This window comes from Streptomyces xinghaiensis S187 (genome assembly GCF_000220705.2).
GTDB lineage: Bacteria > Actinomycetota > Actinomycetes > Streptomycetales > Streptomycetaceae > Streptomyces > Streptomyces xinghaiensis.
Genome location: NZ_CP023202.1, coordinates 4,653,832 through 4,666,010, shown reverse-complemented (window position 1 = coordinate 4,666,010; position 12,179 = coordinate 4,653,832). Strand labels below are relative to the sequence as shown.

Here is a 12,179-nt window from a genome sequence, read left to right as displayed (position 1 = left end):
GCGGACACCGTCGCCGGCCGGCGGCGGCTCGAACACCGTCACGCGCGGGCGGACCAGGTCACGGGCGGCCGGAAGCGGTCCGAGCCCGGTCCCCAGCCGGCGCGCGGCGGTGGCGGTGGCGGTTCGGCGTCCGGGCCGCGGGCTCCGCGCAGCCGTGCCAGCAGCACGGCGGTGACGGCGGCCAGTTCGGCCTCGTCCGGCCGCCCCCGTACGACGGTGAGTCGCGTCTCGTTCGCCATGTGTGCAGGGTGCGCCCGGCCGCTCGAACCGCACTCGTGTGCGGAACGCGGACGAGCCGGGGACGCGTGGTCCCCGGCTCGCCCGGGAGCGGAGGTGGGTGTGCGGGTGCGGAGAAGAGGCCCGCGGGGCCCGGGGAGTCCGGGGGCCCCGGGCCCCGGGGGATCCCGGCGGGTCCGGGGATCAGTCGGTCGCGATCCGTTCGTACGCCACGTGCCGGGTGCGTTCGACCACGAGCCGGACGGCCGTCCCGGCCTGCCGTTCGCGCCAGCTGGCGAAGCCCGGGCTGCTCAGCGCCCGGTCACAGGAGCCGGTGTCCCGCCACCACAGCAGGCCGGTGTACCGGCGCGGGTCGATGGTGGAGCGGAGCAGATCGCTGCCGCCGAAGCCGCCGAGCCGCTCGCAGGAGGCGGTCAGCTCCGCGAAGCCCGCCTCGAACAAACGGTGTTCGCCCACGACCGTGGCATGGACGAGCACCACGTTGGCCGCGCCGACCACCGCGTTCTCCAGGGTCCGGCGGGCGACGCTCACCGCCTGGTCGGCCTCGGTCTCCACCATGGCGCCGAGCCGCCGCACATGGGACAGGAAGACGTCGTCGTGCACCACCGCGAGGAAGCTGTCGAGCCGGTTCCAGTGGCCGAGGTGCACATAGACGTCCGGCCGCTTCACGAGCCGCACGGTCACCAGGAACTCGAAGCCCGGCTGGCGGCGCAGATACTGCGAGTGCTCCCTGAACTCCCGTTCGAAACGCTCCACATCCCCCCTGACCGTGAAACGGTTGATCACGGCCAGGGGCCTGCTGAGGTCACGTCCGGGCACGCACGGCCTCCGCGAACTCCTTGGCGTGCCGCAGGGTGGTGGTGCTGTTGGTCCCCAGGGCCCGGCGGACGAGGGCGCGGGCCTCGGCGTACGTGGCCTGCTGCCCGAGGGCGTGCCGCACGCCCTCCGGATCGAGGACGACGCTGTGCCGGGAGGTCGCCCGCACCCCGTCGCCGTGCGGCACGATCTCCCACCGCCCGGTGTGGACGCTCATCGCCACCGGCACCCGGAGCTGCTTGTAGACGATCACATGGCGGCCGGGGAAGCAGACCCGCGCGGAGGTGGTGTTGTGCACCGAGCCGTCCGGGCTGCGGGTGTCCATGTCCATGCGCTGGATGCCCGGCTCGTCCTCGGTGAGCTCCAGGCGGGCCACGTGCGGCAGCCGCTCGGGCCAGCGGTCGGCACGGTCGAGGAAGGCGTACACGTCCTCGGCGCGGCCGGCGATGTCCACCGAGTCCTCGAAGGTGAGCGCGAGTTCGTCGCGCGCCGCGCCCAGCTCGGCGGCGTTCCGCAGAGCCGCCAGCTCGGCGCGGCTGTTGCGGTCCACGGCCTCCCCGATCAGCTCGACGGCCGCCGGGTCGTCGTCCACGGCGCGGTAGTCGTGCAGCAGGACGACGCGGCTGCCGCCGCCGTCGACCGGCTCGACGCGCCACTCGCCGCCCATGGCGGCCACCGGGTGGGCGCTCACCACCTGGCGGAAGGACACGGTCCGCGCGCCGGGGTCGAGAATCCGGCGGGAGGTCCAGTGCCGGACCCGGTCGCCCGCCAGGGCCCAGATCCGCAGCGTCTGCCGGCCGTCCGGCTCCTCCTCCGCCTCGGCGTGCACGGTGGGGCCGAAGACCTGCGGCCACCCCGAGACGTCCGCGATCAGGGCGAAGACGGCGGCCGGGGCCGCGTCCACCGTGACGGTGTGCTCCGTGCGGTGGGCCGCGCCGCCGGCGGCGGGCGTGGTCCTCGTTGTCGTAGCGGTCGTAGCGGTCGTAGCGTTCGGCGCCACGGCGAACCTTCCCTTCGGTCACGCCGTTCGCACGGCGGAGGTTGTCAGACTGCCAGCGGGCGCTGGAGCCCCGGTGGAGCGCGCGTCCCGTCAGGCCCAATCCGGCCGGTCGAGGATGTCCACCACCGCGCAGCCCCAGCTGTAGCCCGCGCCGACCCCGATGAGGACGCAGCGGTCCCCGGGCACGGCCGAGCCGGAGCCCACCAGGTAGTCCAGGCCCGCGAACTGGTCGCCCGCGCCCAGATGCCCCACGGTGCGGCTCCATTCCCAGGTGGTGCGGGCCGGATCGATGCCGTAAGGCCCGTAGTAGATGGTGCTGAGGCGGCGGCGGCCGAAGTGCGGCAGCACCACCCAGTCGGCGTCGGCCAGGTCCATGCCGGCATCGGCCAGGGCCTGTTTGACGACGCTCCGCTGGCCCGCGTTGGCCCGCGAGATGGCGTACGACATGCCGGCGCGGGCCGTGAAGGCGCGTTTCGCCTCCTCGAAGTCGACCGGAATGCGGTGGCTGAACGGCGCCTTCCCGAACGGGTCGTCACCGCGGTGCATCGGCTCCAGCTCGGAGTCGGCGAGCACGGCGAGCGACACCAGCCGGGCGTAGCCGCCGCGGCGGGAGAGGACCAGCGCGGTGCCGCCGTCGGCGTACGGGGTGCCGGGGTCGGTGCGCCAGCGGTCGATGCCGGGTTCGCAGAACCGGTCGGCGGTGGTGAGCAGCGCGTCGCAGCGGTGCGGGGCCGCGGTGAGATACGCGGTGGCGAGGTCGAGGGCGGCCATGCCGCCGTTGGACATCTGCCGGATCTCGATCGCGGGGCAGGAGTTGCCGGTGGTCTCGCGCTGGATGTAGGAGGCGACGGGCCACAGGTCCTGGCCCTGGTGGTAGGTGTCGGCGTGCAGGATCAGGTCGATGTCCCCGGGGGACGAGCCGGCCCGCCGCAGCGCGGAGCGGGCCGCGGCCACCGCCATCTCGGCCGCCGACTCGTCCGCCGAGTGGGACACCGACAGCACGCCGGTCGCCGACGCGAGCCGGGCCGGGCAGTCCCCGGCGGCCACGGCGTCGGCCACCCGCAGGGATCCGGGCAGCCGGATCCCGGTGCCCCGTATGAAGACGTTCTCCACGCGCACAGCCACTCCCCCTGTCGGTGATCCCCGGTCAGCCGGCCGCCGCGCAGCGGGCCGGCTCCGCGGCGGCCGGTGCCGCCGTGTCGAGCAGCGCGTAGTGCACCGCGTCCAGCAGGGCGCGCCAGGAGGCGGCCACCGTGTTCTCGTCGACGCCGACGGTGCCCCAGGTGCGCCGCCCGTCGCCGAAGGTGATCAGGACCCGGGCGGCGGCCTCGCTGCCGCGGCCCAGCACCCGTACCTGGTAGTCCGTCAGTTCCAGCGCGGCGAGCTGCGGGAAGAACGGGTCGAGCGCCGCGTGCAGGGCCCGGTCGAGCGCGTTGACGGGGCCGTTGCCCTCGCCCTCCGCGACGAGCGGCACCCCGTCGATCCGCAGCCGCACCCGCGCCCGGGTCGGGGCCCGGCCGGCCGGGCCGGCGTCCACCCGGACGTCCCAGGACACCACCTCGAACGGGCGGGCGGGGCGGCCGCCGCCGTCCAGTTCCTCGCGGAGCAGCAGCTCGAAGGAGGCGTCGGCGGACTCGAAGCTGTGGCCGCGGTTCTCCAGGTCCTTGATCCGGGCGGCGGCCCGCGCCACCGTCTCCGAGCCGGCGTCGACCTCGTAGCCCAGCTCGCGGGCCTTGAGCTCCACCGAGGAGCGGCCGCCCATGTCCGAGACGAGGGTGCGCATCCCGTTGCCGACCAGGGCCGGGTCGATGTGCTGGTACAGGCCGGGGTCGACGCGGAGCGCGGAGGCGTGCAGGCCCGCCTTGTGGGTGAAGGCGGCGGGGCCGACATACGGGGCGGCCGCCCGGCCCGGTACGCCGGTGAGCTCCGCAACGGCCCGCGCCGAGAGCGCCATGCCCCGCAGCCGGGCGGCCGGGACGACCGGCAGGCCGCGCTTGAGGACGAGGTTGGCCGCGACGGTGAACAGGTCGGCGTTGCCGCAGCGTTCGCCGTAGCCGTGCGCCGTGCCCTGGACGTGGCGGACCCCGGCGTCCACGGCCGCGATGGTGTTGGCCACGGCGCAGCCGGAGTCGTCGTGGCAGTGGATGCCGAGCGGCACCCCGGTCGCCCCGGCGGTGGCGGTGACGACGGCGCGGACGGCGTCCGGCAGCGAGCCGCCGTTGGTGTCGCACAGGACGACGGCCTCGGCCCCGGCACCGGCGGCGGCGCGGACCACGTCCAGCGCGTAGCCGCGGTCGAGCCGGTAGCCGTCGACGTAGTGCTCGGCGTCCACGAACACCCGCCGGCCCTCCCGGACCAGCAGCCGGACGGTGTCGCCGATCATGGCGAGGTTCTCGGCGAGGGTGGTGCGCAGCGCGAGCTCCACATGGCGCGGGTGGCTCTTGGCCACCAGGGTCACGACGGGGGTCTCCGCGTCCAGCAGCGCGCGCACCTGCGGGTCGGCGGCGGCCGCGACGCCGGGCTTGCGGGTCGCGCCGAAGGCCGCCAGCTCCGCGGTGCCCAGGCGCAGTTCGGTGCGGGCCCGGCGGAAGAACTCGGTGTCCTTCGGTACGGCGCCCGGCCAGCCGCCCTCTATGAAGCCGACGCCGAAGGCGTCCAGGTGGCGGGCGACGGCGAGCTTGTCGTCGACCGTCAGCACCATGCCTTCCTGCTGCGTTCCGTCCCGCAGGGTCGTGTCGTACAGCTGGAAGCGCTGCGCGGTCATCGCCCCTCCCTCAACTCGGTGGTGTCGTCGCCGGCGTCCGCGACCGTCCGGTCACGGTCCGGCGGCCGGCTGGAGCCGTCCTCGATCCGGCCTCGAACGGCGGTACGGGCCCCGACGGTGGAGCGGCCGGTGCGGCGGCCGGGGCCCGGAAGCGCGGCGCCGGGGTGGCCGGGCCGCTGCGCCGGGCCCGGTGGTGCGGGTGGTCCGCGGCCTCGGCGGCGGACAGCACCGGGGTGACGCAGGCGTCGGTGCCGGTGAACCGGGCGGCCCAGGCGTCGCGGTCCCGGCGCGCGAAGGCGGCGGCGAACCGCTGCCGCAGAGCGGGCCAGTTGTCCCGGTCCCAGCGGTCGGGCAGGTGCCGCCCGTCCAGGCCGAGCCCGTCGAGCAGGGCGCGGTAGAACGGCTCCTCCAGCGCGCCGACGGCGAGGTGACGGCCGTCGGCGCAGGCGTAGCAGCGGTAGAAGGGCGCACCGCCGTCGAGGAGGTTGACGCCCCGCTCGTACCGCCACTGGCCGGCTCCGGCCATGGCGACCAGCATGCCCAGCATCGAACCGGCGCCGTCCACCACGGCCGCGTCGACGATCCGCCCCCGGCCGGTGCGCCGGCGTTCGTACAGGGCGGCGAGCACCCCGGCGACCAGGAACATGCTGCCGCCGGCGAAGTCGCCGAGGAGGTTGAGCGGCGGCACCGGGGGGCCGCCCTCCTCCCCGACCGCGTGCAGCGCGCCGCTCAGCGCCAGGTAGTTGATGTCGTGTCCGGCCGTGCCGGCCAGCGGGCCGTCCTGGCCCCAGCCGGTCATCCGGGCGTACACCAGACCGGGGTTGCGCGCCTGGCAGGGGCCGGGGCCGATGCCGAGGCGTTCGGCGACGCCGGGCCGGAACCCCTCCACGAGCACATCGGCCTCCGCCGCCTCCCGCAGCAGCCGGGCCGCGCCCTCCGGGGTTTTCAGGTCCAGCTCCAGGGTGCGGTGCCGGCCGCGGTCCAGCAGCCGGTGCCACTCCGCGAAGGAGCGGCCGCCGCCGGGGCGGTCCACACGGACGACCGCGGCGCCCATCTCGGCCAGCAGCAGGCAGGCGTACGGGGCCGGCCCGATCCCGGCGAGCTCCACCACGCGGAGCCCGGCGAGCGGGCCGGCCCCGGACACGGCCCCCGGCAGGGCCTCGGTCACCAGGTCACCGGCATCTCGTAGACGCCGTACATGACGTTGCCGTCCTTGTAGGACAGCTCCTGCCAGGGCTTGGCCAGCCGCAGCTCCGGTATCCGGCGGAAGAGGGTGCTGAGGACGACGTCCAGCTCCACCCGGGCGATCTCCGCGCCGATGCAGTGGTGGACGCCGTGCCCGAAGGCGAGGTGGGTCCGGTCGCCCCGGCTCAGGTCGAGTTCGTCGGGGCGGTCGAAGACGTCCGGGTCCCGGTTGGCGGACATGCCGAGCAGGATCATGCCCTCGCCCTCGCGGATGACCACGTCGCCGATCTCGATGTCGGCGAGCGCGACCCGGGAGGTGGCGAGGTCGCCGGGGGACAGATAGCGCAGCAGTTCCTCGATCGCCTTGGGCGCCAGCTCCGGGTCGGCCCGGTAGGCCGCGAGCTGTTCCGGGTTCTCCAGCAGGGACATGACGCTGAGCGCGATCATCGCGGCGCTGGTCTCGTGTCCGCCGTTGAGCAGCAGCCGGGTCACGTTGCACATCTCGCGCCGGTCGTAGTTGCCCTGCGTCCGGTAGCGGGCGATCATCCGGCTGACCAGGTCCTCCTCCGGGTGCTCCTCCTTGCGGGCGACCAGTTCCTCCAGGTACTTCCCGACCCGGACGATGGCGGCGGAGCGCTCCTCGGCGGTGCTGCGCCCGCCGAACAGGATGTCGGTACAGGAGTGCAGGTAGTCCTGGTCCTCGGCGGGGATGCCGAGGATCTCGCAGACGATGGTCATGGGGACCCGCAGGGCCAGCAGGTGCACCAGGTCGACCGGGGGGCCGGTCTCCAGCATCCGGTCGATGCACTCGTCGACGATTTCCTGCATCCGCGGGCGCATGTGGCGCACGCGCTGCTTGGTGAAGTCGCCGGAGAGCGCCGCCATCCGGCGGTGCAGGGTGTGCTTGGGCGGGTCCCAGCCGATGAAGGAGCCCTCGGTGCGGAACTGCTGCGGCACGTCGATGTAGTACGGGAACCCCTCGTGCGCCCGGTCGGAGCTGGCGCGGGGGTCGGTCAGCAGCGCCTTGACGTGCTCGTGGCGGGTGACCACCCAGGCCACACGCCCGGTCGCGAGCCGGACCTTCTTGATCGGTTCGCTGGATCGGATCTCCGCGTACTCCTTGGGGGCGGCCATGGGGCAGCCGCGGTGCCAGGGGAAGTCCGGGAGTTCGGTGGCGGCCTGGGTCATCGCGTTCCCTCTCTGTGCGGTGCTCGGTGCGTGCTCGGTCGGTGCTCCATCGGTGCGCGGACCACGGTTGGCGGTGGCCCTGGAGTGCGGCTGGACGTGCTCTCGAACGGTTCAGCGGAGGGGGCCGAAGAACCCGCGCAGCTCGTTGACGAGGAAGTCCGGGCGCTCGATCGCGGGGAAGTGGCCGCCGCTGCCGGCGTCGCACCAGTGGCGCAGATCGGTGAAGCGGCTCTCGACCCACGCCCGCGGCATCCGGGCGTCCCGGGGGAAGACCGTGACGCCCGAGGGGACGGGCACCGGGTGCGCGGGGCCGTCGGCGTAACTCTCCCAGTAGAGCCGGGCGGCGGAGGTGGCCGTCGCGGTGAACCAGTACACGCTCGCGGTGTCCAGCAGCCGGTCGCGCGGCACGGCCTTCTCCGGGTCCCCGTCGTGGTCGGTCCACTCCGCGTACTTCTCGGCGATCCAGGCGAGCTGGCCGGCCGGCGAGTCGGTGAGCCCGTAGCCGAGGGTCTGCGGGCGGGTGGACTGGACGGCCGCGTAGGCGGAGCCGGTCCGCCGGAACTCCTCCAGCCGCGCCAGCCCGGCACGGTCCGCCTCGGTGAGCGGCGGCGCGTTCTCCGGAGGCCCGGCGAACGCCATCGTGACGTGCACGCCCGCGAGCCGGCCGGGGACGTGGTGCGCGAGCTGAGCGGTGACGAACGAGCCCCAGTCCCCGCCGTGCGCGGCGAACCGCTCGTAGCCGAGCCGGCTCATCAGCTCGGCGAAGGTCTCCGCGATCCGCTCCACGCCCCAGCCGGGAGCGGTGGGGCGGTCGCCGAACCCGTAGCCGGGCAGCGAGGGGCAGACGACGTGGAAGGCGTCGGCCGGGTCGGCCGGGTCGGTCAGCGGCCCGACGAGGTCGAGGAACTCGGCGAACGTGCCCGGCCAGCCGTGCAGGAGCAGCAGCGGCAGCGCCCCCGGGTGGGGGGAGCGCGCGTGCAGGAAGTGCACGCCCAGCCCGCCGATCTCGGTGCGGAACTGCGGATACGCGTTCATCCGGGCCTCGGCGGCGCGCCAGTCGTAACCGTCCGCCCAGTACGCGGCCAGTTCCCGGACGTAGTCCAGGGGCACGCCCTGCGACCAGTCGTCCACCGTCCCGGAATCGGGCCAGCGGGTGCGCGCGAGCCGGTCCCGCAGCTCGGTGAGCTCGTCCTCGGGTATCGCGATGCGGTAGGGCTCCACGGGCCGGCTCATGTGTCCTCCACGGTCACTCCACGGTCGGGTCGTCGGCGGTCCCAGACTGCGCATCCGCAGCTTGAGCGGCCCTCCAGCCGCTCTGGACCCCGGTGGGGCAGCCTGCGGGGCACCGAGCACGCACGGATCACCGATCACCGAGGGGGCCACCATGGCCGGCACCACGACCGACGCCGACCTCTACTGCGAGGTGGTGCAGTACTACGCCCGGCAGATGCCGCTGATGGAGGAGGGCCGGATCGAGGAGTACGCCGCGACCTTCACCGAGGACGGGGTCTTCGAGCACGCCATGGGCTGGCGCCTGGCGGGCCGGGAACAGCTCGTCGAGGGCACGCGGACCGGCGTCGCCCGGTACGCGGGGAAGGCGATGCGGCACTGGTACGACCGCATCACCGTCACGGCCGCGGAGGACGGCGAGGTGCACTGCGGGTATCTCGCGATGGTGAGCCTGGTCGACGCCGAGGGCCGGGTCTCGTTCGAACCCTCCTGCACGGTGCGGGACGTCCTGGTCCGGCGGGACGGCGAACTGCTCACCCGGTACCGCTTCATCCGCCACGACACGGCCGATCCCACCCGGATCTGGGAGGGACGCCTCGCCGAGCAGACCTGACCGGAGAAAATGCCGCATGACCGACACACCCGAACTCGACGACCGCGCGCTCAACCGCGCCACGCTGGAGCGCCAGCTCCTGCTGCGCCGCCACGACCTGACGGTCCCGGAGGCGCTGACCCATCTGGTGGGACTCCAGGCGCAGGTGCCCAACCCGCCCTATCTGGGCCTGTGGACCCGGCTCACCCGGTTCGCGCTGGACGACCTGACGCAGTTGCTGGAGCGCCGGGAGGCGGTGCGCGGCGGGATGATGCGCGGCACCCTGCACGTCGTCACGGCCGAGGACTTCCTCGCCCTGCGGCCGGTGCTCCAGCCGGTCTTCGAACGCGCGCAGCGCGGCTTCTTCCGGCGCGCCACCGAGGGGCTCGACCTGGCCGGACTCACCGCGTTCGCGGCGGAGAAGCTGGACGAGAAGCCGCGCAACGGTACGGAGCTGAAGGCCCTGCTGGCGGAGCGCTGGCCGGACCGGGACGCGCGGCAGCTCCTGTACTCCGTGCAGTACCTGCTGCCCGCCGTGTACGTGCCGCCGGGCGGCACCTGGGGCCGCGGCGGCTCCGTGCCGCTCACCACCGTCGAGTCCTGGTTCGGCCGGCCGCTGCCCGCGGAGACCGACCCGGCGCGGATGATCCTGCGCTACCTCGCCGCGTTCGGCCCGGCCTCCGTCAAGGACGTCCAGGCGTGGTCCGGGCTGACCCGGCTGGCCGCGCCCATCCGTGAACTGCGCCCGCAGTTACGGGTGTTCCGCGCCGCCGGCAGCGGCGCCGAGCTCTTCGACCTGCCGGACGCCCCGCGCCCCGGCCCGGACACGCCCGCGCCGGTGCGGCTGCTGCCCGAGTACGACAACCTCCTCGTCGCCTACGCCGACCGGAACCGGGTGATAAGCGACGAGCACCGGCGGATCACCAACACGAAGAACGGGATGGTGGCCGCCACCGTGCTGGTCGACGGCCGGGTCGCCGGACGCTGGCGGCTCGACCCCGGCCGGGAGTCCACGGCCGTGGAGGTCGAGCCCTTCCGGCGACTCGACGACACCGTGCTCGCCGCGGTGCACGACGAGGCCACGGCCCTGCTCACCCTCGCCGCGCCCGACGCGCCCCGGCACGAGGTCCGGGTGACGGACGTGGCCGCCGGCGCCTGAGGGCGGCGCGCCTCGTGCGGCGGCCCGGCACCGGTGTGGACCGGTGCCGGGCCGCCGACGGGCCGGTCTCAGTCCCGGAGCCGCAGGGTGGCGAGGTAGCGGACGCCGGCCCGCTCGACGGACGCCAGGTCCCAGCGGGTTCCGGCCAGGACGCGGCCCAGGTCGTCCGGGGAGATCATGGCGTAGTCGAACCACTCGCCGACCAGCAGCCGGTCGCGGAGCCGGATCCGGACGAAGCCCTCGGGCCGGCCGCGTTCGGCGTTCCACCGCTCGTAGGCGGCGCGGTCCGGGGGCACGGGCACGTCCAGCCCGTCGCCGAGGATCACCGCGCCCGGCGCGGCCACCTCGGCCAGCGCGCCGAGGGTCTCCCGGGCCTGTGCCGGGGTGCCGAGCAGGCCGGTGCCGTTGCCGAGCAGCAGGAAGGTGTCGAACGGTCCGGCTCCGTCCGGGAGCCGGGCGGGCAGCTCGGTGAACCGGGCCTCCAGCACGTCCAGTCCGCGTTCCCGGGCGACCTCGGCCGCGCCCGGCGAGGAGTCCACGCCCAGGACGTCGAGGCCGGCCTCCCGCAGCGCCAGACCGTGCCGGCCCGCGCCGCAGCCGACGTCCAGCACCCGGCCCCGGGCCCGCTCCACCGCCCACTGCTCGGTCGGCGGCCACTCCCCGGGCGGCGCGAAGTAGATGCCCGCGTCCTGCGCGATGATGAACCCGTCGTCGCGTTCGACGACTTCGAAGGCCAGGTCGCGGGTGCCGCCGCCGTCCAGGCAGCGCCGGAGCACCGCGCCGAAGGGATCGCCGAGCAGCGGCTCGTGGCCGGGGGCGCCGGCGGCTCCCGCGGGCACCGGGCCGGTGATCCCGGTGGTGGCCCCGTTGGCCTCCGTGACGGCGGTGCTCCCGGTGGCCTCGGTGATGTCGGTGGTCATGGCTGGGTCTGCCCTTCTGCTGTGAGTTCGAGGACGGCGACCGTCCAGACGTGCCCGGCGCCCACCCCGTAGAGCAGGACGAGGTCCCCCGGGCGGGGGCTTCCGGACCGCACCAGGTGGTCGAGGCCGGCGATCTGGTCCCCGGCCCCGAGCTGGCCGTGGTCCAGCGCCCAGTCGTAGGTGGTCGCCTCCCGGGAGAAGCCGAGCGGCCCGTACACGGCCGACTGCGCGACCGGTCCGGGGAAGGTGGTGTGCACGCACCAGCGGATCGCGGACAGTTCCGTCCCGGCGTCCGCCAGGGCGCGGCCGACCGCCTGCTCGGAGCCCTTCCGCAGCCGGGCCAGGACCTCCTCGAAGGCGAACTCGTTCTCCTCGGCGTCGAAGTAGTCCCGTTTGCGGGCCGCGAGATCGACCGGGGCGCCGCCCTCCAGCGGGGCCCGGGTCCACGGCCCCGGGCCGCGGTCGAGGATCTCCAGCGAGGAGTCGCCGACCGAGGCGGTGGCCAGCAGGCGCAGCGGGCCGGGGCGGGTGGAGAGCACCAGCGCCGCGCCCGCGTCGCCGTAGACCATCTGGTCGTCGGTGTTCCACCGGTCCAGGTAGGGGAGGTGGAAGGCGTCGCCGGTGGTGATCAGCGCCGCCCGGGCGTCCGGGCGGGCGGTGAGGTGGGAGGCGGCGAGTTCCAGGGCGGAGAGGCCGCCGTTGCAGCCCTGCCGGATCTCGTAGGCGGGTGCCCCGGAGGACAGGACGGCCATCTCCACGTAGCTGGCCGGGGACCAGATGTCGCGTCCCTGGTGGGCCGCGTAGGCGTGCAGTACCAGGGAGATCTCCTCCCCGCGCAGCCCGGAGCGCTCCAGCGCGAGCCGCCCGGCGCGGGCGGCCAGCACCGGCCCCGGTTCACCGTCGTCCGCGACCCGGACCGCGCGGAAGCCGCTGGTGTCGCGGTCGCGCGCGGTGTAGCGGCCGGCGGCGATCGCCTCCTCGGCCGTTTCGACGCGGTCCGGGAAGCGGCTGCCGAGTCCGGCGATGTAGAGGTCCTGCCAACGCACAGTGTTCTCCTTCCAGTGGGCGGGCCGGTCCGGCCGCCGGGG

Annotated in this window: 12 protein-coding genes; 2 read left to right on the top strand and 10 right to left on the bottom strand. The window is 74.7% G+C overall.

The annotated features are described in order from the left end of the window. Window positions 1-38 precede the first annotated feature (38 nt). The 8 genes from SXIN_RS20005 to SXIN_RS19970 form a co-directional block, all read right to left on the bottom strand. Window positions 39-239, bottom strand: coding sequence for an acyl-CoA carboxylase epsilon subunit (locus tag SXIN_RS20005; protein WP_095757308.1), 201 nt, complete (start codon window positions 237-239; stop codon window positions 39-41). Between the two features lie 181 nt (window positions 240-420). Next, on the bottom strand, window positions 421-1,056 hold the full coding sequence (locus SXIN_RS20000) for an antibiotic biosynthesis monooxygenase family protein (RefSeq protein ID WP_019711501.1): 636 nt from the start codon (window positions 1,054-1,056) through the stop codon (window positions 421-423). Then, window positions 1,043-2,053, bottom strand: a complete 1,011-nt coding sequence (locus SXIN_RS19995) for an aromatase/cyclase (protein ID WP_095757307.1) — start codon at window positions 2,051-2,053, stop codon at window positions 1,043-1,045. Before SXIN_RS19995 ends, SXIN_RS20000 begins: the two co-directional genes overlap by 14 nt. Before the next feature lie 90 nt (window positions 2,054-2,143). Next, a complete protein-coding gene (locus SXIN_RS19990) occupies window positions 2,144-3,172 on the bottom strand; it encodes a ketoacyl-ACP synthase III family protein (protein ID WP_019711503.1) in 1,029 nt (342 codons plus the stop codon). Window positions 3,173-3,200: 28 nt separating this feature from the next. Beyond that, complete coding sequence (gene cimA / locus SXIN_RS19985; protein WP_095757306.1) at window positions 3,201-4,817, bottom strand: citramalate synthase; 1,617 nt, start codon at window positions 4,815-4,817, stop codon at window positions 3,201-3,203. 10 nt (window positions 4,818-4,827) lie between these two features. Next, on the bottom strand, window positions 4,828-5,985 hold the full coding sequence (locus tag SXIN_RS19980) for a CaiB/BaiF CoA transferase family protein (RefSeq protein WP_238153810.1): 1,158 nt from the start codon (window positions 5,983-5,985) through the stop codon (window positions 4,828-4,830). Further along, the gene (locus tag SXIN_RS19975) at window positions 5,982-7,190 is read right to left on the bottom strand and encodes a cytochrome P450 (RefSeq protein WP_019711505.1); all 1,209 of its coding nucleotides are present in this window, start codon (window positions 7,188-7,190) and stop codon (window positions 5,982-5,984) included. Before SXIN_RS19975 ends, SXIN_RS19980 begins: the two co-directional genes overlap by 4 nt. A gap of 111 nt (window positions 7,191-7,301) precedes the next feature. Continuing rightward, on the bottom strand, window positions 7,302-8,423 hold the full coding sequence (locus tag SXIN_RS19970; protein WP_019711506.1) for an epoxide hydrolase family protein: 1,122 nt from the start codon (window positions 8,421-8,423) through the stop codon (window positions 7,302-7,304). Window positions 8,424-8,574: 151 nt separating this feature from the next. Here SXIN_RS19970 and SXIN_RS19965 point away from each other — a divergent pair, with 151 nt between their 5' ends. Then, on the top strand, window positions 8,575-9,033 hold the full coding sequence (locus tag SXIN_RS19965; protein ID WP_019711507.1) for a nuclear transport factor 2 family protein: 459 nt from the start codon (window positions 8,575-8,577) through the stop codon (window positions 9,031-9,033). A 16-nt stretch (window positions 9,034-9,049) separates the two neighbouring features. Then, a complete protein-coding gene (locus SXIN_RS19960; protein WP_019711508.1) occupies window positions 9,050-10,171 on the top strand; it encodes a winged helix DNA-binding domain-containing protein in 1,122 nt (373 codons plus the stop codon). A 68-nt stretch (window positions 10,172-10,239) separates the two neighbouring features. On the opposite strand, the gene SXIN_RS19955 is transcribed toward SXIN_RS19960, so the two are convergent. Together SXIN_RS19955 and SXIN_RS19950 are read right to left on the bottom strand one after the other, a co-directional pair. Then, complete coding sequence (locus tag SXIN_RS19955) at window positions 10,240-11,091, bottom strand: class I SAM-dependent methyltransferase (RefSeq protein ID WP_019711509.1); 852 nt, start codon at window positions 11,089-11,091, stop codon at window positions 10,240-10,242. Then, window positions 11,088-12,137: a ketoacyl-ACP synthase III family protein gene (locus SXIN_RS19950; protein WP_019711510.1), complete on the bottom strand. Its 1,050-nt coding sequence runs from the start codon at window positions 12,135-12,137 to the stop codon at window positions 11,088-11,090. Before SXIN_RS19950 ends, SXIN_RS19955 begins: the two co-directional genes overlap by 4 nt. Between the last annotated feature and the right edge of the window lie 42 nt (window positions 12,138-12,179).